Origin of the sequence: Aeromonas sp. JL9, assembly GCF_024436075.1 — a bacterium.
Lineage (GTDB): Bacteria > Pseudomonadota > Gammaproteobacteria > Enterobacterales > Aeromonadaceae > Aeromonas > Aeromonas veronii.
Map to the genome: position 1 here is coordinate 25,326 of NZ_JANFNV010000015.1, position 22,516 is coordinate 47,841.

Consider the following 22,516-nt stretch of genomic DNA (forward strand, 5'->3'; position numbering starts at 1 on the left):
ATGCCTGCAATTTGGCCGGATCTCCGCTAAACTCTGCCACCCTTTCTCGATGGGCATGGCTTTTCCGCGTCCATCACCCCCCATTTTTAGTACTTTTGGAGCCGCTCATGCCGTTAGTGGGACATCAACACCAGATCGAGATCCTGGAACTGACCGACAAAGGAGATGGCAAAGGACGCCTGTTCGATCGCCCCCTGTTTGTCGAAGGTCTGCTGCCCGGTGAGCAGGCGCTGGTGGAGCTGACCGAGGTCAAGCCGAACTATCTGCACGGCAAGGTTGCCGAGCTGCTCCAGCCCTCTGCCGATCGGGTTGCCGATTTCTGCCCCAACACCGAGTGTGGTGGCTGTCAGGTTCGTCCGCTGGCCTATCCGGCCCAGCTCAAGCTCAAGCAGGCACTGGTGCAGAGCGCACTGGAGCAGGCCGGGCTGGGTGACACCCCGGTCAAGGATATCCTTGGCATGGAGAGCCCGTTCGCCTATCGCAACAAGGCGCAATATGCGGTGCGTGGCTGTGACGCCGGTGCCGAGATCGGTTTTTATCGCAAGCACTCTCACGATCTCATCACCGCCGATGATTGTGCGGTGCAGGATCCGCTGCACGTGGAGCTCAACGCCCGGGTGCGCAACTGGATGCGCGCGCATGACATTGCGGCCTATGACGAAGTAAACCACAGCGGCTGCGTGCGCAACCTGATGACCCGCAAGGGCTTCAAGAGCGGTGAGCTGATGGTGGTGCTGGTGACCCTGGGCGAGGAGCTGCCGTTCGAAGCCGAACTGCTGGCAGCCCTGATCGATCTGCCGGTCACTACTCTGGTGCAGAACATCAACGATGAGCGCACCAACCGCATTCTGGGCGCGACCAACCGGGTGCTGCTCGGCGAAGGGGTGATCCGCGACAAGATCCACGAACTCGAGTTCGAGATCTCGCCGCTCTCCTTTTTCCAGAACAACCCGACCCAGACCGATGTGCTCTACTCCAGCGCCCTCGAGTATGCCGAGCTGACCGGCAACGAGACGGTGTTCGACATCTATTGCGGTATCGGCACCATCTCCCTGTTCCTGGCTGGCAAGGCCGCCAAGGTCGTCGGGATCGAGTCGGTGGAGAGCGCCATCAGCGATGCCCGTCGCAACGCCGCCCTCAACGGTATCGAGCACACCGAATTCCACGTTGGCAAGGCCGAGCAGCTGATGCCCGAGCTGCACGCCCAGGGCGTGACCGCTGACGTGGTGGTGATGGATCCGCCCCGCAAAGGCTGTGACAAGGCCGTATTGCAGACCCTGGTCGCCATGGCGCCCCGCCGTCTGGTCTATGTCTCCTGCAACCCGCAGACCCTGGCCCGCGACCTCGCCTGGCTGGTCAAGCAGGGCTTCGTGCTGGACGAAGTGCAGCCGGTCGATATGTTCCCGCACTCCATGCATGTGGAAGCGGTTGCCCGCCTGAGCCTACCTGCCAAGGCATAAGTCTCCCCCGACTCTTGCCCATAAAAAAACGACGCCAACTGGCGTCGTTTTTTTATGGGCAATACCCCAGAGGTTAGATGAGTCGCAACAAGTGTCTTATCGCACAGTCACCAATAACTGCATGTCTATTTTGGCAACCTTACCGCACCGCATATTAATAGTATCAGGCACCCTGAGGCGCCTTGTTATCAGATGGCGACGGGCGCCTTGATGCCGGGGTGGGGGTCATAACCCTCGATCTCGAAATCCTCGAACTTGTAATCGAAAATGGAGTCAGGTTTGCGCTTGATCATCAGGGTCGGCAGCGGGCGCGGCTCGCGGGAGAGCTGCAGGGCTGTCTGCTCCATGTGGTTGGAGTAGAGGTGCACATCACCGCCAGTCCAGACGAAGTCACCCACTTCCAGATCGCACTGCTGGGCCATCATGTGGGTCAGCAGGGCGTAGCTGGCGATGTTGAACGGCAGGCCGAGGAACACATCACAACTGCGCTGGTAGAGCTGGCAGGAGAGCTTGCTGTCCGCCACATAGAACTGGAAGAAGGCGTGGCAGGGAGCCAGCGCCATCTTGTCCAGTTCGCCCACGTTCCAGGCGGATACGATGATACGGCGCGAATCCGGGTTGTGCTTGATGTCATCCACCGCCTTCTGGATCTGGTCGATGACAGACCCGTCAGCGGCAGGCCAGGAGCGCCACTGCGCGCCGTAAACCGGCCCCAGATCGCCATTCTCGTCGGCCCACTCATCCCAGATGCTGACACCATTTTCCTTCAGATAGGCGGTATTGGTATCGCCATTGAGGAACCAGAGCAGCTCGTGAATGATGGAGCGCAGGTGGCACTTCTTGGTGGTCACCAGCGGGAAACCTTCCGCCAGATTGAAGCGCATCTGATGGCCGAACAGGGAGACAGTACCGGTGCCGGTACGGTCTGACTTGACGGTGCCCTCATCGAGGATTTTCTGCATCAGGTCGAGATAAGCTCGCATTATTTCGCCTCCTTCATGGCATTACCGAACAACTGTGGACGCTTGTAGGCGGCCCAAATCATCAGGGCACCGGCGATAATCATCGGGGTGGAGAGGATCTGGCCCATGCTGATCTCCTGGAAGTAGAGACCGAGCTGGCTGTCCGGCTGGCGCACAAACTCCACCAGGAAGCGGAACAGGCCGTAGAACAGCAGGAACATGCCGGAGATGGCACCGCGCGGCGGATTCTTGCGCCAGAACAGGTTGAGGATGATGAACAGCACCACCCCTTCCAGTGCGAACTGGTAAAGCTGGGAGGGATGACGCGGCTCGGGGCCAGCCTCCGGGAAGATGATGGCCCAGGGTACATCGGTGACCCGGCCCCACAGCTCGCCGTTGAGGAAGTTGCCGATCCGGCCAACGCCGAGACCAAACGGAATGAGCGGTGCCACAAAGTCGGCCACGGTGAAGAAGTGGCGCTTGGTCTTGTGGGCAAACCAGATCATCGCGGTGATTACCCCGATCAGACCACCGTGGAACGACATACCGCCGGTCCAGATCTTGAACAGGTAGGTGGGATCCGCGAGGAAGAGATCGAAGTTGTAGAACAGCACGTAACCGACACGGCCACCGAGGATCACCCCGAGGAAACCGTAGAACAGCAGATCCGACACCTCGTTGCGGGTCCAGCCGCTGTTCGGTGCATCGGCGCGACGGCCAGCCAGCCACATGGCAAACGCAAAACCGAACAGGTACATGAGACCATACCAGCGTACCGATAGTGGTCCCAAACTGAATGCTACGGGATCAATCTGCGAGAAAACCCAATATCCATCGTGCTGCATATGCGGCCCCAGTCAAAATAAAAGCCGCATTTTCCGATCATTCGTCAGCAGGGACAAGGCATGATTATCAATCACTCTGTTTCGATTTATGACCGGCTCTCAGCAAACCGCCCAAACCATGCTCTTCCAGATAGCGGGCAAACAGGCCGCGCAGTACGTGGGGGTTGTCATGTTTGAGGCCATCGGCCATCAGTTCGGTCAACTCGCTCAGAGTGGATTGACGCAGCACGTACTTGATCCGGGCGATGTTGTGAGTGTTCATACTGAAGCGGCGATAACCCATAGCAAGCAGCAATAGTATGCCGACCGGATCACCGGCCAGCTCGCCACAGACCGACACCGGCTTCTGGTAGCGATGGGAGGCATCAACCAGCTGTTGCAGGGCGCGGATCACCGCAGGATGGAAGGCATCATAGATGTTGGCAACCCGAGAATTGTTGCGATCTACCGCCAGCAGATACTGGGTCAGGTCATTGCTGCCCACCGACCAGAAGTCGATGAGCTGCGCCATCTCCGGCAAGATAAAGAGTGCTGAGGGCACCTCGATCATCACCCCGAGGCTGGGGTAGCGGATCACCGCATCGCGGCTCGCCGCCTCTTCCGACACTTCCCGCCACGCCTGATCCAGCAGACGACGGGAGGCTTTGATTTCGCTGACGCTGCTGATCATCGGCAGCATGATGGCCAGATTGTCCAGCCCTTCACTGGCCCGCAGCATCGCCTTGAGCTGCACCAGAAACAGTTCGGGGTGATCCAGGGTGATCCGGATCCCCCGCCAGCCAAGGAAGGGATTTTCCTCGACGATGGGGAAATAGGGTAACGGCTTGTCACCGCCCACATCCAGCGTCCGCATGCAGACCGGCCGGTTGCGGTAGGTCTCCAGAATGCCGCGATAGCGGGCAGTCTGCTCCCACTCGGAGGGGAAGCTCTCCTGCAGCATAAAGGGGATCTCGGTGCGATAGAGACCCACCCCGTCCGCCAGCTGGTTGAGGGAGATCTCGGTATCGGCACTGAGGCCGGCGTTGAGCAGCAGGGAGACCTTGGTGCCATCGGCGGTTTCGGATGGCAGGTTATCGACGCTGCGCACCAGGGTATCGAGCGCCCGCTCTTCGCTCAGCAGCTGACGATACTCAGTCAGAATCACCTGATTGGGTTCGATGAAGAGATCACCGCTGTAACCATCGACAACCAGCATGCGACCGCCGATGTCGCCGAGGGGCAGATCGACCCCCATGATGGCGGCGACCCCCATGGCGCGGGCCAGAATGGCGGCGTGGGAGTTGGTTCCCCCCTTGAGCGAGACCACCCCGGTCAGATACTCGCGGGGCACTTCTGCCAGAATGGTGGCGGTCACCTCATCGGCAACCAGCACCACCGGCTCGCCGATGGAGATATGTTCCGGTTCATTCTGCACCAGTCGGCTGATCAGCCGCTGGGCAATATCCTTCACGTCGGTGGAGCGCTCCTGCAAGTAGGGATCCTTCATCCCCTTGAACTGCTCGATCAAGCGATCGCTGATGAGCTTGACCGCAGAGACCGCAGTCCAGTGCTCCTTGCTCACCTTGTTGCGAATCGGCTTGATGTAGCCGGGATCGTTCAGCAGATGGAGATAGATATCGAAGATCGCCACCGAATCCTGGCTGTAGCTCTCGCGAAAACGCAGCGCCAGACTCTCCAAGTCGTGCCGCACTTCCTCAACCGCCAGCTCCAGCCGCGCCAGCTGGCTGGCATGGTCTTCATCCTTGCGCGGGGTAATGGACGAGAGCGCCTTGCGGGGCCGCCACACCCAGGCCTTGGCCATGGCGATGCCGCTGGCACCGGCAATACCGCGCAGCGGCTTGCTCCAGTCGGTCTTCTGCAACCACCCCTTGGCCTGCGCCTGGGCGATCCGCGCCGCCAGCTGGGCCGCCAGGGTGACCATGAAGGACTCTTCCCCCTCATCGAAGCGGCGACTCTCCTTCTGCTGCACCACCAGAATGCCGACCACCTGACGCTGATGCATGATGGGTGCGCCGAGGAAGGAGCGGAACGCCTCTTCGGCAACATCGGGCAGGAATTTGAAACTGGGATGCGCGGGGGCATCAGCCAGGTTGATCAGCTCTTCCCGCTGACCCACCAGACCGACGATGCCCTGCTCGTAGGGCAGGGTCACCTTGCCAACCGCGGACGGGGCCAAGCCGTCGGTAGCCGCCAGGCGATAGCGGCGCACCTCGGGTTCCGAGACATAGACGGAGCAGCAGTCCACTGCCATGGCGTGCCGGGTCTGGCTCACCAATGCCTGCAAGGCCTGCTCGAGGGTATTGGCCTCGGCCATACTCTCGACGATACGTCTCAGTTCCGTTAACAACTAATCTGTGCTCCTTAACGGGCGCGGTTGCGCCGCCCATCCTTCTTGTTGACCTGCACTGCCGGCACTGGCATCGCCAGCGGGGCAAACTCTTTCATGACCCGGCGGTAAACCTCCCGCTTGAACGAGACGACCTGACGCACCGGGTACCAGAAGCTGACCCAACGCCAGTCGTCAAATTCGGGATGGCCATGACAGCCGAACTGGATCCGCGACTCCTTGCCCGAATTCAGCTGTAACAGGAACCATTTTTGTTTTTGGCCAATACAGACCGGTGAACTGTCCCAGCGGACAAGACGTTTGGGTAAACGGTACTTTAGCCAGTTACGACTGGTGGCCATGATGGTCACATCTTCGGGCTTGAGGCCAATCTCCTCATACAGCTCTCGATACATGGCCTGCTCTGGCGTTTCACCATCATCAACCCCCCCCTGCGGAAACTGCCAGGAGTGCTGCCCATAGCGTTTAGCCCACAACACTTGTCCTTCACGGTTACAGATCACGATACCGACATTGGGACGAAATCCGTCGCCATCAATCACGTGATCACCTTATAAAGGCTGAATCTATAAGGAGATTGTTCCACATTCACTCCGTGGCAGCAAACAAGGAGTGAATCCCCTGTTTCATGAATAACTTTCGATTTCAAACATACTTATAAACAAATCCAAGGATCCGCGCCCCCAAGTTGCCCACCCAGACTGTGCATAAAGCTGTTAGCAAACGGGTATATACAGTACTTTTTAACTGTACGCGAAAAGTGACTCTCCGTATCACCACGCGACATAAAATATAAAAAATCATTATTTTTTATAAACTTGAGATAAAACAACTGGATCTAGATCCATGTTCCCCCAAGAGTCAGATCCATGATCCGGATTGTGAACAAGTTCAACTGCTCAAAGATCCACCGCGGCGAAATTATCCACAGGAGTGGCACAGTATCTACCCCGTTTACCCTGTAAAAATGGGGTGGCATTCACAATTTTTTGTAACATATCAGCGACTCCATCCACTTTCATCCACTTATCCAAGATTTCTGTGGATAACTGTGTGTAACATCATGCACAAACCCTTGGACAACTATTTAGAGGTCAAACCAGACCTGGAACACTACTCGATAAAATAGACAAAACCCTTTAAAATCATAACGATGAGCTGATGTCTCCCAAATTCTCTGCATTTGATCTTATCCACTCGGGATCGGTTATAAAAACAGCGATCCTTCTCGGGATCCTCCCCTGTTAGAATATGGCGAGCAAGATGGAGCCAACTATGCCAAGCAATCCCCAATCCGAGCAGGAGTTATTGAGCCGCGCCTATGCCATGGCCGGCTTCACGCTGGCACAGCTGGCCGCCGAGGCTGGTGTCGCTGTGCCCAAAGACCTGCGCCGTGACAAGGGGTGGGTCGGTCAGTTGATCGAGCTGCAACTGGGGGCCAGCGCAGGGAGCAAGCCGGAACAGGACTTCCCGGAGCTGGGGATCGAACTCAAGACGATCCCCGTGGATCCTCAGGGCAAACCGCTGGAGACCACCTTCGTCTGCGTTGCCCCGCTGATCGGCGTCAGCGGCCAGCGCTGGGAGGAGTCCAACGTGCGCAACAAGCTATCCCGGGTGCTCTGGATCCCGGTGGAAGGCAGTCGCGAGATCCCGGTTGGCGAGCGGCGAGTCGGCATGCCGCTGATGTGGAGCCCAAATGAAGAGGAAGATCGGCTACTGCGTCAGGACTGGGAGGAGCTAATGGACATGATAGTGCTGGGAGAAGTGGAGCAGATCAGCGCACGCCACGGCCAGGTGATGCAACTGCGGCCCAAGGCGGCCAACAACAAGGCGCTGACTCGCGCTATCGGCCGCGATGGTCAACCCATCATGACCCTGCCCCGCGGCTTCTATCTCAAGATCGACTTCACACACAGTTTGCTGCAACGCTATTTTGCCTTGCCGACTTGATCTGCCTTATCAACATCTTTGTCATATGGTGGTATAAAAATAGACAGGAGCCATTTTTAACTCACAGACAAGGAGGCGTCATGCCACTGATCAAACAGTTTTTGAAGTCCAAGCCCGAGGTCAAGGTGACCTTTGCAGTAGAGAAAGAGGCGGCTGCAGGGGCAGAACAGGTGATGCTGATCGGCGAGTTCACCCAGTGGCAACCGGTCGAGCTGAAACGCATGAAGAGCGGCGAGTTCAAAGCCACCCTCAATCTGCCGACCGACGGCCCGGGGTACTTCGAATACTGCTACCAGCTCATCACACCGGCAGGGGAAACCCTCTACGAGAATGACTGGGCAGCGGATGACTATGTGCCAGGCCCCTTCGGGCGAGACAACTCGGTAGTTCGGGTCATCCAGTAACGGCACCCAGATAGCCAATAGACGGATACAAAAAAGGCTCGCCATTGGCGAGCCTTTTCACTACCTGTCGAGCTATTTGCCGACATACCGACACCAATTCGAATCGAATTAGTTGAGCTTCTCTTTGATACGAGCAGCTTTGCCGGACAGGTTGCGCAGGTAGTACAGTTTGGCGCGGCGAACATCACCACGACGCTTCAGTTCTACACTGTGGATCAGCGGAGAGTGAGTCTGGAATACACGCTCAACACCTTCGCCGTTGGAGATCTTGCGAACGGTGAAAGCAGAGTGCAGACCGCGGTTACGCTTGGCAATAACGATGCCTTCGAAAGCCTGCAGACGCTCTTTACCACCTTCTTTAACACGAACTTGAACACGTACAGTGTCGCCCTGGGCAAAAGCCGGGATGTCGGTACGCAGTTGCTCTTGTTCAAGCTGCTGAATAATCTTGCTCATTGTCTTTCCTTACCTAGGATAAACTGAAAACTCTACTTAACGCTGTCACGCACTTCGCGGACATACTCGGCAAGAAGTGATTCTTGCTCGTCAGTCAGAGCTAGGTTGTTAATAAGTTCCGGCCTTCTTTGCCAGGTTCGTCCGAGCGACTGCTTGAGACGCCAGCGTCGAATCACTTCGTGATTGCCGCTTGTCAGCGCCTCGGGCACCGCCAATCCATCCAACACCTCCGGCCGAGTGTAGTGGGGATGATCCAGCAAGCCATCCGTAAAGGAGTCCTGCTCGGCACTGGCCTGATCGCCCAAAACCCCAGGGACCAGACGCGAAACCGCATCGATCAGGGTCATGGCAGGCAACTCGCCACCACTTAACACGTAATCCCCGATAGACCACTCTTCGTCGACTTCGGTTTGTATCACGCGTTCATCGATACCTTCGTATCGACCGGCTACCAGAATCAGTTTCTGATTCGTCGCCAACTCGGTTACGCCCGCTTGAGTCAGCTTGCGTCCCTGAGGAGAGAGATAGATGACTTTCGCCCCGTCTCCCGCCGCTTGCTTGGCTGCATGAATCGCGTCACGCAGCGGCTGAACCATCATTAACATGCCGGGCCCACCACCATAAGGACGATCATCGACCGTACGGTGTTTGTCGTGGGTAAACTCCCGGGGGTTCCAGCACTCAATCTGCAGCAGGCCACTCTTGACGGCCCGACCCGTTACCCCGTGCTCGGTAATGGCTCGGAACATTTCAGGGAAGAGGCTAATAACCCCAATCCACATAAGAAACCTCCGGCACCCGTGTTAGCGCGGGAAACTAGAAACCAGGATCCCAATCAACTTCGATTGTTCGAGCAGTCAGATCAATATTCTTGATCACCTGCTCTTCCAGGAACGGAATCAACCGCTCCTTTGCACCAAAGGCATCTTTTACATTGGCCTCAACCACCAACACATCGTTGGAGCCGGTTTCCATCAATTCGGTCACCTTGCCCAGGTCGTATCCCTTGGTGGTCACCACGGAGCAACCAATCAGGTCACGCCAGTAGAACTCACCTTCAGGCAACGCAGGCAACAGATCGGCGGGTACGCCAATCTCGACATTGGTCAATGCCAGGGCATCTTCGCGCACATCGATACCATCGAGTTTGCAAATCAGACCCTTGTTGTGACGTTTCCAGGATGAAACCCGAATTTCACGCCACGCCCCGTTCTGATTAATCAGCCAGGGGTTGTAATCGAAAATCGCTTCGGCAACATCGGTGAAGGAGTTCACTTTAAGCCAGCCCTTGATGCCATAAACGGTACCCAGGGTGCCCAGAACTACAGGTTTTTCCACCTTAACTCCTTACCGTTGGGCTGATTAAGCAGCTTTTTTAGCGTCTTTGATCAGCTTGGCAACGCGGTCAGAAACAGCGGCACCAGTAGCAACCCAATGCTCGATACGAGCCAGGTCCAGGTTCAGCTTTTCAGCTTGACCAGCAGCAACCGGGTTGAAGAAACCAACGCGCTCGATGAAGCGACCGTCACGGGCGCAACGGCTGTCAGAAACTACTACCTGGTAGAACGGACGCTTTTTCGCGCCACCACGTTGTAAACGAATGGTTACCATATCGTCCTCATTAACATCTAATGAACAAGGCCCGCAAACACGCGGACCCTAGCTTAAAATAAGCCGCGTAATTCTACTTGGATTCGTAATAATTGCAACCAAGCCAGCCATTTTTTGCGCAGAGCGGCAATGAAAAGGGGCCTGCCGCAGCAGACCCCCATCAACACGCAGGCCGGATCAGAACGGGCCGCGACCGCCACCGAAACCGGGGGGCATCATGTTCTTCATCTGGCTCATCATCTTGCGCATGCCGCCCTTGCCGGACATTTTCTTCATCATGCGCTGCATCTCGGTGAACTGCTTGAGCAGCTTATTCACGTCTTGAACCTGCATGCCGGAGCCTGCAGCGATACGGCGTTTGCGGGAACCCTTGATGAGGTCAGGATGGGCACGCTCCTTGGGGGTCATGGAGCTGATGATCGCCTCCATCCGCACGGTGAGCTTGTCATCCATCTGATCTTTCACGTTATCCGGCAAACCGGACATGCCGGGCAGCTTGTCGAGCATCCCCATCATGCCGCCCATGTTGCGCATCTGGGCCAGCTGCTCGCGGAAATCTTCCAGATCGAAGCCTTTGCCACTCTTGACCTTGCTGGCCAGCTTGGCCGCTTTCTCTTTATCGACGTTGCGCTCAACTTCCTCGATCAGAGAGAGCACATCGCCCATACCGAGGATACGGGAGGCGAGACGATCCGGGTGGAACGGCTCCAGCGCATCGGTCTTTTCACCCATACCGATAAACTTGACCGGCTTGCCGGTGATGTGACGTACCGACAGCGCGGCACCACCACGGGCGTCGCCATCCGCCTTGGTGAGGATCACACCGGTAAGCGGCAGCGCTTCGTTGAACGCCTTGGCGGTGTTGGCGGCATCCTGACCTGTCATGGCATCCACCACGAACAGGGTCTCGACCGGCTTGATGGTGGCATGCAGATCCTGGATCTCGGCCATCATCTCGCTATCGACGTGCAGACGACCGGCGGTATCGACGATCACCACGTCATAGAATTTCTTGCGCGCCTGATCGATGGCGGCGGTGGCGATGTCAACCGGCTTCTGGCTGGCATCACTCGGGAAGAAGTCGACGCCGATGTCGCTGGCCAGGGTTTCCAGTTGCTTGATCGCTGCAGGGCGATAAACGTCAGCACTGACCACCAGCACCTTCTTCTTGCTGCGCTCTTTGAGCAGCTTGGCCAGTTTGCCAACCGTGGTTGTCTTACCGGCACCCTGCAGACCGGCCATCAGGATGATGGCGGGCGGCTGGGCAGCCAGGTTGAGCTGTTCGTTGGCCTCCCCCATCACGGTAACCAGTTCACCGTGTACAATCTTGATGAATGCCTGGCCCGGGCTCAGGGATTTGGCCACTTCCTGCCCGACTGCGCGCTCTTTGACACGCGCCACGAAATCACGCACGACCGGCAGGGCGACATCCGCCTCGAGCAGCGCCATGCGGACTTCGCGCAGGGTTTCCTTGATATTGTCTTCGGTCAGGCGACCACGGCCACTGACATTGCGCAAGGTGCGCGAGAGTCGTTCAGTCAAATTCTCAAACATGACGGATTCCGGTTCTTGGCGTAATAAATTGGGGGCATTATAACCCAGAGCGGGCGCGAGGACGATTATTCACCGCACCGCAGCAGCAGGGAGCTTCTCCCTATATATGGGCAGATCGGCCGTTGCACAACTGGCGAGCACTTCTCGTGCAAGGTATACTGCCCCTCTTACCCTCAAAAGCTTGTGCAACAACGACCTGGTTATGATCGTAATCTCTGTTCTGGCCCTGGCGTTTTATCTGCTGGCCATCATCGCCTCCCTGCATCTGTTACTGAGCGCCAAGCCGGTGGGACAGCGCTCCCTGTTTGCCTGTATCGGATTGGCCCTGATCGCCCATGCCAGCGCCCTCGGTTCAGAGGTATTGCAGAGTTACGGCCAGAACCTGAGCATGCTCAACGTTGCCTCGCTGGTCAGCCTCATCATCAGTTGCTTCATGACCTGCGTGACCCGCCGCTTCAACGGCTGGATCCTGCTGCCGGTGGTCTACAGCTTCTCGGCCCTGCTGCTGGCTGCCAGCGCCTTGATCCCGGGTCGCTACATAACTCATCTGGAGGCCCATCCCCAACTGTTGCTGCACATCGGCCTCGCCCTGATGGCCTACTCGGTATTGATGATCGCCTGTCTGTTTGCGCTGCAGCTCGCCTGTTTGGACAAGCAGCTTAAATCGAGAAAAATCAGTAATCTGCCAGCCATGCCGCCACTGATGACGGTGGAGAAACGGCTGTTTCAGTTGATCTCTGCAGGGGTGCTGCTGCTGACACTCTCCATCGCCTCCGGCCTCTTCTTCCTCGAAGATATGTTCGCCCAGGGCAAGTCTCACAAGGCCGTGCTCTCCATCCTGGCATGGTGTGTTTACGTGTTGCTGCTGTGGGGTCATCACACCTATGGCTGGCGCGGCCGTAAAGTCATCACGCTCAGTCTGATCGGCAGCTTCATCCTGACTCTTGCCTACTTTGGCAGCCGCTTCGTCAAAGAAGTGCTGTTGAGCTGACACCTATACTCTTTTAGCCATACCATCCAACAGGAGCCCTTTTTGGACAGCATCTCAACGAGTACATTACTGATTGTTCTCGTTATCTTGATCCTTCTTTCCGCCTTTTTCTCCAGTTCCGAAACCGGCCTGATGTCCATCAACCGCTACAAACTGCGGCATCTGGCACAGACCAAACACAAAGCCGCACGTCGCGTCGAGCAACTGCTCGCCCGCCCCGATCGCCTGCTGGGGCTGATCCTGATCGGCAACAATCTGGTCAATATCCTCGCCTCCGCCATCGCCACCATCGTCTGTATCCGGCTGTTTGGTGATCTAGGGGTCGCCATCGCCACCTTCGGCCTGACCTTGGTAGTGCTGGTATTCGGTGAAGTGACGCCAAAGACCCTGGCAGCAATGTTTCCGGAGAAGATCGCCTATCCCGCCTCCTGGATCCTCAAGGGGCTGATGGTGCCGCTCTCGCCGCTGGTCTGGCTGATCAACGGCATCACCAGCGGCCTGCTCAAGATGCTGAAAATCAATCCCAACAAGGATGACTCCCTCAACACCGAGGAGCTGCGCACCATAGTCAATGAGGCGGGTAACCTGATCCCCCAGCGTCATCAGGAGATGCTGTTGAGCATTCTGGATCTCGACAAGATGCTGGTCGAGGACATCATGGTGCCGCGCAGCGATATCTACGCGATCGACATCAACGATGACTGGAAGAGTATCCAGCGTCAGCTGGCCCACTGCGCTCACACCAAGATCCTGCTCTATCGCGACAATATCGACGACGTTGTCGGCTTTTTGCACGCGCGCGATGCCCTGCGACTGGTAGCCAGGGATCAGTTCAACAAATCGAGCCTGTTGCGGGAAGTGGACGAGATCTACTTCATTCCGGAAGGAACGCCGCTCAACGTGCAGCTGGCCAAATTCCAGCGCAACAAGGAGCGAATTGGCCTGATCGTCGACGAATACGGCGACATTCAGGGGCTAATCACTCTGGACGACATTCTGGAAGAGATCGTGGGCGACTTCACCACCTCCATGACGCCAGCGCCGAGCGACGAGATCCATCCACAGTCAGATGGTTCTTATCTGGTCGAAGGCTCAGCCAATATTCGTGAGCTGAACAAGGAGATGAACTGGCACCTGCCCATCGACGGCCCGCGTACCCTCAACGGCCTGATCCTCGAATATCTGGAGGAGATCCCCCAGCCCAACATCGGGATCCGGTTGGCCGGTTATCCTATCGAGATCCTCGATGTGGAGAACAACATGGTGAAGATGGCGCGGATCATGCCGGCATCGTACCGGGCGGAGTCGGATTCACAAGATTGAAAAAGGGCTGCCAGTGGCAGCCCTTTTCTATTGCTCATCGTCATCATCCGGCTCCAGCACCAGCGTCGGGATCAACTCGCCAAACACCCGTTGCAGCTCGTCACGGTTGGCCAGCAGGTCTTGCAGCGTATAGCTGTCCATCACCGCCAGAAACGCATCCATCGCCTCTTTCAGCGCACTCTTGAGCAGACAGACAGAGACGATGTGGCAAGCGGGCGAGCCGCAGTCAATGCCGTCCAGATTGCCTTCCAGCGCCCTGATCACCTGCCCGATATTGATGCTAGCGGGATCGCAAGCCATGCGAATGCCGCCATTCTTGCCCCGCTGGGATTGCAGATAGCCCAGCTTCACCAGCTGATTGACCACCTTCACCATGTGATTGCGGGAAACGCCATACAGGGCCGATACCTTGGCAACGCTCGACAACTCCCCTTCCGGCAGGGTGGCAAGATAGAGCAGGGCTCTCAATCCAAAATCTGTATAACTGGTTAGTCTCATAAAACCTGATTAGCGCGATGCGAAAAGTGGAGTATTGATTCAAATCAAATAAACATCTAGGATGCCACTTATTAAATGACATTTTATATGTTCAATTAGAACGAGGCCCCTATGCTAGATCAAACCACCGTTGCCGTCATCAAAAGCACCATTCCGCTGCTCGAATCGGCAGGCCCTGCCCTCACCCAGCACTTCTACCAGCGGATGTTCAGCCATAACCCGGAGCTGAAAGATATCTTCAACCTGGCCCACCAACGCAGTGGCGGCCAGCCGCTGGCCCTGTTCAATGCAGTCGCCGCGTATGCAAAGAATATCGACAATCTGGGAGCGCTCGCCGGTGCGGTCGAGCGGATTGCGCACAAACATACCGGATTCCTGATCCAGCCGGAACAATATCACATTGTAGGTAGTCATCTCTTGGCCACGCTCAAAGAATTGGGCGGAAGTGCGGTCACCGACGAGGTGCAGGAGGCATGGGGCAAGGCGTATGGCGTGCTGGCCGACATCTTCATCGGCCGCGAGCAAGAGATCTATCAGGAGAAAGCAAGCCAGGATGGCGGCTGGCAAGGTACCCGCACCTTTATCATCAAGGAGAAGCGGGCCGAGAGCACCCTCATCACCTCCTTCCTGCTGGCGCCGGAAGATGGCAAGCCGGTACTGACCTTCAAACCGGGCCAATACCTCAGCATCAAGCTGGTTCACCCCGAGCTGGAATATCAGGAGATCCGCCAATACTCCCTCTCCGATGCCCCCAACGGGCAGGATTACCGCATCAGCGTCAAGCGTGAGCCGCAGGGTCAGGTCTCCAACCTGCTGCACGATCACCTGCAGGCGGGTGACAAGATCGAGGTGATGCCCCCTACCGGCGATTTCTACCTGAAAGCCGACAGCCAGACCCCGGTGGTACTGCTCTCCGCCGGTGTCGGCGTGACGCCGATGATGAGCATGCTCAACAAGCTGCTGGCGAACGGCCATCAGGCTGATGTCACTTGGCTGCACGCCTGCGAACAGGGCGCTGTACATGCCTTCCGGGAGGATATTCAGCAAAAATCCCGCCAGCATCCCAACTTGCTGAGCCGGACCTGGTATCGGGAGCCGGAGGCCAGCGATGTACAGGGTGAAGATTACGACCTGGCCGGCACCATGGATCTGACGGCTGTGAAGGAGCGCATCACGCCAGAGGCCCACTACTACTTCTGTGGCCCTGTCGGCTTCATGCAAGAGATCAAGCGGCAGCTGCTGGCGGCTGGGGTGCCAGCGGGGCAGCTCCATTACGAAGTTTTTGGCCCCCATCAAGATCTCTAAGGAGCGGGCAGCCATATAACAGAGGGAGGTTCCGGCCTGTCATGGCACGGCGGCTGGAACCGGACCCACAGGTGCAGATCTGTGGGTCATTTTTTTGGATCAGTGCATCGCCTTGGCGCGGGCCACCACGTTGGCCGGCATCCGGTTGCCAAGACGGTTGAGCAGACTCGCCGCCTTCTGGTGCAGCGCCTTGTCACCGATGACGGAGCCATGGAGCCAGCGATAGGCGTCCTCATAATCGAGCGGACTGCCCATCCCCTGCAACAGCATCTCGACCCACTCGATGCGAGCCCGCAGAAAACCGAGGCTGGCCGCCTCGCGCATCAGGGTTTCGGCTCGCACCAGATCCTTCTGCACCAAAGTTCCTTTCCAGTAGTAGCGACCCAGCTGCTCCAGCGCCGGCGCCAACCCCTGATTGGCCGCCTCCCACATATATTGCACCCCGAGCTCGGCATTGGATTTGGTGCAGACCCCCCACGCCAGCATATCCCCCCAGAGGAATTGATAGGCCGGGATCTTCATCACCGAGGCGCGCGCTTCGATATCCTGAGTCAGCTGACAGCGATCCTGTTTAACCTGAGTGAGGTGGCGCCCCTGCTCAATCCAGTTGAGCAGCTCGTCCTGACGATAGAGCGGCACCGCCTGCAACTCGCCAGCGGCTAGAGGTGCGGGAGGAGCCACCACCACAGCAGGTTCCGCCGGTTTTGGCAGCGGCGCGGCCCCCTCGCCACTGCTGGCAACGGGTGTAACCGGCTCGGCCGGAAGCAAGACGGGGACAGCCTCAGAGGGCGCCGGCGTAGCAGAGACAGGGGCCGTTGCCACCGCAGCACTGCTTGCTGTCGGTGCCGATGCACTTGCTGCAGGCGCATCGCTCGATACGGCAGCCGATACCGCCTCGGCACCATAGAGAGGCGCGGTGAATGCACCGACAAGAACGAGAAGGGTAAGGGGTTTCATCATAAGGATCTCCTGCTGCACTCTGTTATCGGCACCAAGCCCCATCCCCTTAGCCTGCCGGGCGGCTCTCATCAATACAAAAGGGAGCCGAAGCTCCCTTGTTGGCACGGTTGACCCGCTTACTTGACGAAATCGACACCCAGCTGGATATCGGCTTTCAGGGTAGCCAGCATGCCTTCCATCGCTTCCTGCTCGAAGGCGCTCAGCTTGCCGTAATCCAGTACGGTCTCGACGCCATTCTTGCCCAGCAGTACCGGCTGCGCGAAGAAGGTGGCGTGCTCGCCGTTGCCTTCCACGTAGGCGCACTCAACAACGTTGGCTTCGCCCTGCAGACCCTTGATGAGGGAGAGACCGAAACGGCAAGCCGCCTGACCCATGGAGAGGGTCGCAGAACCGCCACCGGCTTTGGCTTCCACCACTTCGGTACCGGCATTCTGGATGCGCTTGGTCATGGCTGCCACTTCTTCAGCAGTGAAGGAGGCACCTTCAATCTGGGAGAGCAGCGGCAGGATGGTGACGCCACTGTGACCACCGATCACATTGACGCGTACTTTGTCGATGTTCAACCCTTTGGCAGCGGCCACGAAGGTCTCGGCGCGGATCACGTCCAGGGTGGTGACACCGAACAGGCGACGCTTGTCATAGACACCGGCTTTCTTCAGCACTTCGGCGGCGATGGCCACAGTGGTGTTGACCGGGTTGGTGATGATGCCGATCAGTGCTTTCGGGCAAGTGGCCGCGCACTTCTCGACCAGATTCTTGACGATACCGGCGTTGATGTTGAACAGGTCGGAGCGATCCATCCCCGGCTTGCGTGCCACACCGGCGGAGATCAGCACCACATCGGCCCCAACCAGCGCAGGAGTCGGATCTTCGCCGCAGAAGCCCTTGATGGCGACGTCGGTAGGAATATGACTGAGGTCAACGGCCACACCCGGAGTAACCGGGGCGATGTCATACAGGCTCAGCTCGGAGCCAGCCGGCAGACGGTTTTTCAACAGCAGAGCGAGGGCTTGACCGATGCCACCAGCGGCACCCAGAACGGCAACTTTCATGATCAACTCCATGTTTAAGCGTAGGTTTAAGGTTGTTTGTTGTTGTGCGCCCAACCTTAATGGATCCCCCCATAAAAAACAATCTGATAACAGTTGCAGTCACGGGTTCTGTGAGCCACGAAACATGCGGGAGCAAAAATTGGAGGGAAATACAAAAAGTTGGAGGAGAAGCACAGTTTTTCTGCACTTCCCCTTACCATAAAGAGGTAGATTTGAGGGTCTCAGGATTGGAATGCCAGCGCCCGTTTTTCACACCAGCGAAAACCAATTGTTAACAATCCGTTCATCGCCAGATAAAGCCCGCCAGCCACCCCGAACACAGCCAGGGTATCGTAGGTCTGGGCGTTCAACCCCTGCGCCAGCCCCATGATGTCCATGATGGTGATAGTACTGGCGAGGGAGCTCCCCTTGAGCACCAGGATCACCTCGTTGGAGTAGGCAGGCACCAGATGACGGGCGGCATGGCGCACCTTCATCCACAAGGTCTGGCGGCCGTTAAAGCCAAGCGCACGACACGCCTCCACCTCACCGGCCGGGATGGCATCGAGCGCCCCCTTGAACAACCGGGTGGAGTAGGCCGCCGTGTTGAGACCCAGCGCCAGCACGGCGCAGAACCAGGGCTGCTTGAGCAACGGCCAGAGCGGGCTGGCTTTCAGCCACTCGAACTGGCCCGGCCCATAGTAAATCAGGAAGATCTGAATGAGCAGCGGCGTCCCGGTAAAGAGCAGCACCCACAGTTGCACCAGCTGGGTCGCTACCGGCAGGCGCAGCTCCAGCACCCAGGTCATCAGGGCCGCCAACACAATCCCCAGCAGCAGGCTGAACAGGGTCAGTTCCAGCGTGGTGACCAGACCGCCCAGCAACGTAACGAGATACTCTTGCATCAGTTAGCCTCCGTAGCGGCGGGTGTAGCGGGCAGCCAGCCCGAGGCCGTACTCGCTCACCAGACTGATAGCGAGATAGATGAGAGCCGCAGCGGCATACCAGGTGAAGGGCTGATAGGTACTGGCCGAGGCCATCTGGGCCTGACGCATCATCTCGTTGACCCCGATAAGCGACACCAGCGCGGTATCTTTCAGCAATACCAACCACTGGTTGCCGAGACCCGGCAAGGCATGACGCCACGCCTGCGGCAACACGATGCGAAAGAAGATGTGGCTCTTGCTCAAACCCAGCGCCAGCGCCGCCAGCCGTTGACCTGAAGGCACCGCATTGAGCGCCGCCCGCAGGGTCTGGGTCGCATAGCTGGCGAACAGCAGGGAGAGCGCCAGCACGCCACAGGCGAACGGGCTGAACTCCACATACTCGCCAGTGATGAGGAACAACACCTGGGTCGAGCCGAAGTAGATGAACAGCACCACCAGCAACTCGGGCAGGCCACGGATCAGCGTGGTCAGGGTGGCCACAGGCCACACCAGCGCACGCTTCTTGCTGAGCTCGGCGGCACTGAACGCCAGTGCCAATACCATGCCCCCGACCAGTGATGCCAAGGCCAGCCCGAGGGTCATCCAGGCTGCATCCAACAACAGGCTCAACATGGCTTACTGCGCGAAGTATTTGTCGAAGATTTTCTGATAGGTGCCGTTGGCCTTGATCTCGGCCAGCCCCTTGTTCAGCTGGGTCAGCAGCTCCTGATTGCCCTTGGCGACCGCGATGCCAAAGCCGGTACCGAAGTACTTGGCATCGGTCACCGGCGTACCCACCACCGCATACTCCTTGTGCTGCTTCAGCCAGTCGGCAGCAACGGCGGTATCGGCAAAGACACCGTCGGTACGACCATTCATCATGTCGAGGAAGGCGCTCTGGTAGCTGGCGTACGGCACGGTCAGCAGGCCCTTGCTCACCCAGTTATCCACCAGATAGGACTGGTGAGAGGTGCCGTTCTGCACGCCGACAGTCTTGTCGACCATCTCTTCCGGCCCCTTGAAGGCCCCTTTCTTGGCGACGAATACTGCCGAGTTCTCGTAGTAGATGTCAGAAAAGTCGACCTGAGCGGCCCGCTCCGGGGTCACGTCCATGGCGGCGATCGCAGCATCGTAGCGACGGAATTTCAGGCTGGGGATCAGGCTGTCAAAGGCCTGGTTGTGGAAGCTGCACTCCAGCTTGGCCTGCTCGCAGATGGCGCGCGCCAGATCGATGTCAAAACCCTGAAACTCGTTCTTGTCATCCAGGTATTCGAACGGTGCGTAGGTGGCCTCGGTGGCGAACTTGATCTCTTTGGCCATGACGGAGGTACTCAACAGGCCCATGGCAGCAACCAACAACAGACTCTTTTTCATGACAGCTTCCTTATCGATTCAATATCAATGCATCAAGAATTCGGCAAACCGGCTGGTTTGCGGGGATTGGAAAATGGCGGCGGTGCCGGATTCGATGATCCGCCCCTTCTCCAGATAAATCACCTGACTGGCCACCTTGCGGGCAAAATCGACCTCGTGGGTCACCACCACCTGGGTAATGCCGGTCTGGCTCAGGTTGCGGATGATCTCGGCCACCTCCTTGGTGATCTCGGGATCGAGGGCAGCAGTCGGCTCGTCAAACAGCAGCACTTCCGGGTCCATCATCAGGGTACGGGCAATGGCCACCCGCTGCTGCTGACCGCCGGAGAGACGGGCAGGCCAGGCATCGCGCTTGTCGGCCAGTTGCAGCTGGGTCAGCAGATAGGCCCCCTTCTCGATGGCGGCCTCCTTGCTCATGCCAAGCACCTTGACCGGCGCTTCAATCAGATTCTCCATCACCGTGAGATGTGGCCAGAGATTGTACTGCTGGAACACCATCCCCACCTTGCGACGCAGCAGTTGGGACTGGCGGTTGAATTCGGCAGCAGAGAGGGAGTTCGGGAAAGAAAATTCACTTTCACCAATCCGCAGAACACCCGCATCCGGGGTATCCAGCAGATTCATCATCCGTAGCAGGGAACTCTTGCCAGCACCGCTCGGGCCCAGCAACACCAAGGTTTCACCGGGGGATGTCCGAAAGCTGACCTGTTGCAGAACCGGCACCTTGTGCCAGGACTTCTCGATACCTATTAATTCAATACCCATACAGCCCAATTGAATAAGTTTTCAAAATTTCATCCCGATTCTATCCCTAATAAAGGTTGATGCAAGCCATTTTTGAATCAATATGCAGAACAAGCGCCGCTTCCTTGCAAAAAACGGCATATGAATGCAAAATGGCCCCGCTGTTCGTATCTGCCGCCTGTATCGCACAGGCCGCCACACCTCCTCATTCGTGAGACCAAGATGAAACACAACGACAAGCAAGAAAAACTGGCCAAGGCCTTTAAAGCCTTGCTGAAAGAAGAGCGCTTTGGCTCCCAGGCAGAAATCGTCACCGCCCTGCAAGAGCTGGGTTTCGAGAACATCAACCAGTCCAAGGTATCGCGCATGCTGAGCCGCTTCGGCGCCGTTCGCACTCGCAATGCCAAGATGGAGATGGTCTACTGCCTGCCGGTGGAACTGGGCGTGCCCACCACCTCCAGCCCGCTCAAGAATCTGGTACTGGACGTCGATCACAACGGCGCACTGGTGGTGATCCACACCAGCCCGGGCGCAGCCCAGCTGATCGCCCGCCTGCTCGACTCCCTCGGCAAGGCAGAGGGGATCCTGGGCACCATCGCCGGTGATGACACCATCTTCATCACCCCGACCAGCGATACCGATATCGAAGAGCTCTACCTCTCCGCCCTCGAGCTGTTCGAACAGACTCCGTAATGGCCGCTACCGCGTCATCGCGGTCACGCCAGAACGAAAAATCCCGGCCAAGGCCGGGATTTTTGTTTTCTGAGTCTTCGTCAAGCGGGCTTATTTGCCCTGCGCCATCAGAAAACCTTCCGATGGGGCGAAGAAAGCCGCGCCGGTCACCGCCCTGGTGAAGCGCAGCAGGTGGTCGAAGTGGCTACCCTCCCCTTTGTACATGCTGGCCAGCATGGCGTTGAAGTGCTGCGGTGTGCGGCAGCAGGAGATGAAGTAGAGCCCCTGCTCGGTCATGGTGCCCCAGGGCATACTCTGGCGCAGGATCTCCATGGACTCCCCTTTCGGGGTCTTGAGGTTGACCCGCTTGATGTGGGCGGTCAGCGGCTTGGCGGCAGACTCATACTCGATGTTGTCGGGCTTGGTGCGACCGATAATGTCTTCCTGCTCTTTCTGCGCCAGCTTCTCCCAGTCGCTCATGGCGTGCACCCAGCGCTGAACGTGGATGTAGGAGCCACCGGCAAACTCGCCTTCCGCCAGCAGCGCCACTTCGGCACGGTGTTCATCCTGCGGGTTCTCGGTGCCATCGACGAAACCGGTCAGGTCACGGCAATCCAGATTGCGGAAACCGCGCACCTCTTCGGCCAGCTCTACCAGTCCGGCCAGCAGTGCCATCACACGGTGACCGGCGTGGTGCAGCACATCCACCCGATCGGCGCGCAGCTGAATAAAGAGATCAAACGGGGTGTTGGGCGCTTCCTGACCGTTGGCGGATTGCGCCATAAAGCTGCGGAACTGGGGCGGACGGGCGGCAGGGTAGAGACCATCCCAGGCATCGGCGCCAACGGCAACCAGACCGCTGAAACCGGCATCGGGGAAATCGGCGGCCACAGCCTGCCACAGGGCGGGCAGTTTGGCCAAACGGCCGACCAGTTCGGCGGCATCGCCGGTACGATTGAACATCAGATAGAGGGCGTGCAGATTCGGCTCTGCGCAGATCCCGGCTTGGGCTTTCATATATCTCTCCCCTGAGTAGGCGTTAGCGTTACGGGCTATTTGCGTTGCGCGATTATAAACCAGAGTGGATCCAGTTCTTTGATTTC

24 protein-coding genes are annotated in these 22,516 nt (G+C 57.8%); 7 read left to right on the forward strand and 17 right to left on the reverse strand.

All coding sequences use genetic code 11. The features are described 5' to 3' along the window. The first annotated feature begins 107 nt into the window (after positions 1-107). Positions 108-1,460: a 23S rRNA (uracil(1939)-C(5))-methyltransferase RlmD gene (rlmD, locus tag NOM06_RS12455; RefSeq protein WP_255911801.1), complete on the forward strand. Its 1,353-nt coding sequence runs from the start codon at positions 108-110 to the stop codon at positions 1,458-1,460. Between the two features lie 188 nt (positions 1,461-1,648). Here the strand turns inward: rlmD and thyA are convergent, their stop codons facing one another. The 4 genes from thyA to rppH all read right to left on the reverse strand — a co-directional run bounded on the left by thyA (position 1,649) and on the right by rppH (position 6,156). Next, entirely contained in the window at positions 1,649-2,443 is a 795-nt protein-coding gene (gene thyA / locus NOM06_RS12460; RefSeq protein ID WP_255911802.1) for a thymidylate synthase, read from the reverse strand. After that, the gene (gene lgt / locus NOM06_RS12465; RefSeq protein WP_041201849.1) at positions 2,443-3,267 is read right to left on the reverse strand and encodes a prolipoprotein diacylglyceryl transferase; all 825 of its coding nucleotides are present in this window, start codon (positions 3,265-3,267) and stop codon (positions 2,443-2,445) included. Before lgt ends, thyA begins: the two co-directional genes overlap by 1 nt. 67 nt (positions 3,268-3,334) lie before the next feature. Beyond that, positions 3,335-5,614: a phosphoenolpyruvate--protein phosphotransferase gene (gene ptsP / locus NOM06_RS12470; protein WP_255911803.1), complete on the reverse strand. Its 2,280-nt coding sequence runs from the start codon at positions 5,612-5,614 to the stop codon at positions 3,335-3,337. A 14-nt stretch (positions 5,615-5,628) separates the two neighbouring features. Then, positions 5,629-6,156 carry an RNA pyrophosphohydrolase gene (gene rppH / locus NOM06_RS12475; RefSeq protein ID WP_005340421.1) on the reverse strand — a complete coding sequence of 176 codons (528 nt, stop codon included), beginning with the start codon at positions 6,154-6,156 and terminating at the stop codon, positions 5,629-5,631. 733 nt (positions 6,157-6,889) lie between these two features. On the opposite strand from rppH, the gene mutH reads away from it, so the two are divergent. Beyond that, positions 6,890-7,564, forward strand: a complete 675-nt coding sequence (gene mutH, locus NOM06_RS12480) for a DNA mismatch repair endonuclease MutH (RefSeq protein ID WP_042084339.1) — start codon at positions 6,890-6,892, stop codon at positions 7,562-7,564. Between the two features lie 80 nt (positions 7,565-7,644). Next, positions 7,645-7,968: an isoamylase early set domain-containing protein gene (locus tag NOM06_RS12485; protein ID WP_005348910.1), complete on the forward strand. Its 324-nt coding sequence runs from the start codon at positions 7,645-7,647 to the stop codon at positions 7,966-7,968. Positions 7,969-8,076: 108 nt separating this feature from the next. Here NOM06_RS12485 and rplS read toward each other — a convergent pair whose 3' ends face one another. The 5 genes from rplS to ffh form a co-directional block, all read right to left on the reverse strand. Then, positions 8,077-8,424: a 50S ribosomal protein L19 gene (rplS, locus tag NOM06_RS12490; RefSeq protein ID WP_005313505.1), complete on the reverse strand. Its 348-nt coding sequence runs from the start codon at positions 8,422-8,424 to the stop codon at positions 8,077-8,079. 32 nt (positions 8,425-8,456) lie between these two features. Beyond that, on the reverse strand, positions 8,457-9,206 hold the full coding sequence (gene trmD, locus NOM06_RS12495) for a tRNA (guanosine(37)-N1)-methyltransferase TrmD (RefSeq protein ID WP_005340400.1): 750 nt from the start codon (positions 9,204-9,206) through the stop codon (positions 8,457-8,459). Positions 9,207-9,240: 34 nt separating this feature from the next. Continuing rightward, positions 9,241-9,762, reverse strand: coding sequence for a ribosome maturation factor RimM (gene rimM, locus NOM06_RS12500; RefSeq protein ID WP_005340394.1), 522 nt, complete (start codon positions 9,760-9,762; stop codon positions 9,241-9,243). Positions 9,763-9,786: 24 nt separating this feature from the next. Further along, positions 9,787-10,035 carry a 30S ribosomal protein S16 gene (rpsP, locus tag NOM06_RS12505; protein WP_005340392.1) on the reverse strand — a complete coding sequence of 83 codons (249 nt, stop codon included), beginning with the start codon at positions 10,033-10,035 and terminating at the stop codon, positions 9,787-9,789. A gap of 177 nt (positions 10,036-10,212) precedes the next feature. After that, positions 10,213-11,589 carry a signal recognition particle protein gene (ffh, locus tag NOM06_RS12510; protein WP_005340391.1) on the reverse strand — a complete coding sequence of 459 codons (1,377 nt, stop codon included), beginning with the start codon at positions 11,587-11,589 and terminating at the stop codon, positions 10,213-10,215. A 202-nt stretch (positions 11,590-11,791) separates the two neighbouring features. On the opposite strand from ffh, the gene NOM06_RS12515 reads away from it, so the two are divergent. After that, the gene (locus NOM06_RS12515) at positions 11,792-12,580 is read left to right on the forward strand and encodes an inner membrane protein YpjD (protein WP_005340390.1); all 789 of its coding nucleotides are present in this window, start codon (positions 11,792-11,794) and stop codon (positions 12,578-12,580) included. A gap of 42 nt (positions 12,581-12,622) precedes the next feature. After that, on the forward strand, positions 12,623-13,903 hold the full coding sequence (locus tag NOM06_RS12520; protein WP_058058355.1) for an HlyC/CorC family transporter: 1,281 nt from the start codon (positions 12,623-12,625) through the stop codon (positions 13,901-13,903). Between the two features lie 27 nt (positions 13,904-13,930). Here NOM06_RS12520 and NOM06_RS12525 read toward each other — a convergent pair whose 3' ends face one another. Next, on the reverse strand, positions 13,931-14,401 hold the full coding sequence (locus NOM06_RS12525; protein WP_158109146.1) for an Rrf2 family transcriptional regulator: 471 nt from the start codon (positions 14,399-14,401) through the stop codon (positions 13,931-13,933). 111 nt (positions 14,402-14,512) lie between these two features. Between NOM06_RS12525 and hmpA the strand changes: the two genes are divergently transcribed. Then, the gene (gene hmpA, locus NOM06_RS12530) at positions 14,513-15,706 is read left to right on the forward strand and encodes an NO-inducible flavohemoprotein (RefSeq protein ID WP_255911804.1); all 1,194 of its coding nucleotides are present in this window, start codon (positions 14,513-14,515) and stop codon (positions 15,704-15,706) included. Positions 15,707-15,805: 99 nt separating this feature from the next. Here the strand turns inward: hmpA and NOM06_RS12535 are convergent, their stop codons facing one another. The 6 genes from NOM06_RS12535 to NOM06_RS12560 all read right to left on the reverse strand — a co-directional run bounded on the left by NOM06_RS12535 (position 15,806) and on the right by NOM06_RS12560 (position 20,762). Continuing rightward, entirely contained in the window at positions 15,806-16,390 is a 585-nt protein-coding gene (locus tag NOM06_RS12535; RefSeq protein WP_026034955.1) for a tetratricopeptide repeat protein, read from the reverse strand. A 392-nt stretch (positions 16,391-16,782) separates the two neighbouring features. Continuing rightward, positions 16,783-17,718 carry a malate dehydrogenase gene (gene mdh, locus NOM06_RS12540; RefSeq protein WP_005340384.1) on the reverse strand — a complete coding sequence of 312 codons (936 nt, stop codon included), beginning with the start codon at positions 17,716-17,718 and terminating at the stop codon, positions 16,783-16,785. A 221-nt stretch (positions 17,719-17,939) separates the two neighbouring features. Further along, positions 17,940-18,602, reverse strand: a complete 663-nt coding sequence (gene artM, locus NOM06_RS12545) for an arginine ABC transporter permease ArtM (protein ID WP_005348902.1) — start codon at positions 18,600-18,602, stop codon at positions 17,940-17,942. 3 nt (positions 18,603-18,605) lie between these two features. Then, on the reverse strand, positions 18,606-19,256 hold the full coding sequence (artQ, locus tag NOM06_RS12550; RefSeq protein ID WP_139741551.1) for an arginine ABC transporter permease ArtQ: 651 nt from the start codon (positions 19,254-19,256) through the stop codon (positions 18,606-18,608). A gap of 3 nt (positions 19,257-19,259) precedes the next feature. Continuing rightward, on the reverse strand, positions 19,260-19,997 hold the full coding sequence (locus NOM06_RS12555; protein WP_005348898.1) for a transporter substrate-binding domain-containing protein: 738 nt from the start codon (positions 19,995-19,997) through the stop codon (positions 19,260-19,262). A 24-nt stretch (positions 19,998-20,021) separates the two neighbouring features. Continuing rightward, positions 20,022-20,762 (reverse strand): ATP-binding cassette domain-containing protein, encoded by a 741-nt coding sequence (locus NOM06_RS12560; protein ID WP_255911805.1) that lies wholly within the window; start codon positions 20,760-20,762, stop codon positions 20,022-20,024. Between the two features lie 201 nt (positions 20,763-20,963). On the opposite strand from NOM06_RS12560, the gene argR reads away from it, so the two are divergent. Then, positions 20,964-21,434 (forward strand): transcriptional regulator ArgR, encoded by a 471-nt coding sequence (gene argR / locus NOM06_RS12565; protein ID WP_005340378.1) that lies wholly within the window; start codon positions 20,964-20,966, stop codon positions 21,432-21,434. 90 nt (positions 21,435-21,524) lie between these two features. Here the strand turns inward: argR and NOM06_RS12570 are convergent, their stop codons facing one another. Further along, positions 21,525-22,430 carry a Dyp-type peroxidase gene (locus NOM06_RS12570; RefSeq protein ID WP_139408499.1) on the reverse strand — a complete coding sequence of 302 codons (906 nt, stop codon included), beginning with the start codon at positions 22,428-22,430 and terminating at the stop codon, positions 21,525-21,527. Between the last annotated feature and the right edge of the window lie 86 nt (positions 22,431-22,516).

Excerpts from the sequence above, each read along its gene's own strand:
- mutH (WP_042084339.1), top strand. The coding sequence starts at position 6,890 with ATGCCAAGCAATCCCCAATCCGAGCAGGAGTTATTGAGCCGCGCCTAT.
- NOM06_RS12560 (WP_255911805.1), bottom strand. The coding sequence starts at position 20,762 with ATGGGTATTGAATTAATAGGTATCGAGAAGTCCTGGCACAAGGTGCCG.
- artQ (WP_139741551.1), bottom strand. The coding sequence starts at position 19,256 with ATGTTGAGCCTGTTGTTGGATGCAGCCTGGATGACCCTCGGGCTGGCC.
- rlmD (WP_255911801.1), top strand. The coding sequence starts at position 108 with ATGCCGTTAGTGGGACATCAACACCAGATCGAGATCCTGGAACTGACC.
- argR (WP_005340378.1), top strand. The coding sequence starts at position 20,964 with ATGAAACACAACGACAAGCAAGAAAAACTGGCCAAGGCCTTTAAAGCC.
- mdh (WP_005340384.1), bottom strand. The coding sequence starts at position 17,718 with ATGAAAGTTGCCGTTCTGGGTGCCGCTGGTGGCATCGGTCAAGCCCTC.
- hmpA (WP_255911804.1), top strand. The coding sequence starts at position 14,513 with ATGCTAGATCAAACCACCGTTGCCGTCATCAAAAGCACCATTCCGCTG.
- lgt (WP_041201849.1), bottom strand. The coding sequence starts at position 3,267 with ATGCAGCACGATGGATATTGGGTTTTCTCGCAGATTGATCCCGTAGCA.
- artM (WP_005348902.1), bottom strand. The coding sequence starts at position 18,602 with ATGCAAGAGTATCTCGTTACGTTGCTGGGCGGTCTGGTCACCACGCTG.
- trmD (WP_005340400.1), bottom strand. The coding sequence starts at position 9,206 with ATGTGGATTGGGGTTATTAGCCTCTTCCCTGAAATGTTCCGAGCCATT.
- ffh (WP_005340391.1), bottom strand. The coding sequence starts at position 11,589 with ATGTTTGAGAATTTGACTGAACGACTCTCGCGCACCTTGCGCAATGTC.
- thyA (WP_255911802.1), bottom strand. The coding sequence starts at position 2,443 with ATGCGAGCTTATCTCGACCTGATGCAGAAAATCCTCGATGAGGGCACC.
- NOM06_RS12525 (WP_158109146.1), bottom strand. The coding sequence starts at position 14,401 with ATGAGACTAACCAGTTATACAGATTTTGGATTGAGAGCCCTGCTCTAT.
- NOM06_RS12555 (WP_005348898.1), bottom strand. The coding sequence starts at position 19,997 with ATGAAAAAGAGTCTGTTGTTGGTTGCTGCCATGGGCCTGTTGAGTACC.
- NOM06_RS12515 (WP_005340390.1), top strand. The coding sequence starts at position 11,792 with ATGATCGTAATCTCTGTTCTGGCCCTGGCGTTTTATCTGCTGGCCATC.
- NOM06_RS12570 (WP_139408499.1), bottom strand. The coding sequence starts at position 22,430 with ATGAAAGCCCAAGCCGGGATCTGCGCAGAGCCGAATCTGCACGCCCTC.
- rplS (WP_005313505.1), bottom strand. The coding sequence starts at position 8,424 with ATGAGCAAGATTATTCAGCAGCTTGAACAAGAGCAACTGCGTACCGAC.
- NOM06_RS12485 (WP_005348910.1), top strand. The coding sequence starts at position 7,645 with ATGCCACTGATCAAACAGTTTTTGAAGTCCAAGCCCGAGGTCAAGGTG.
- rpsP (WP_005340392.1), bottom strand. The coding sequence starts at position 10,035 with ATGGTAACCATTCGTTTACAACGTGGTGGCGCGAAAAAGCGTCCGTTC.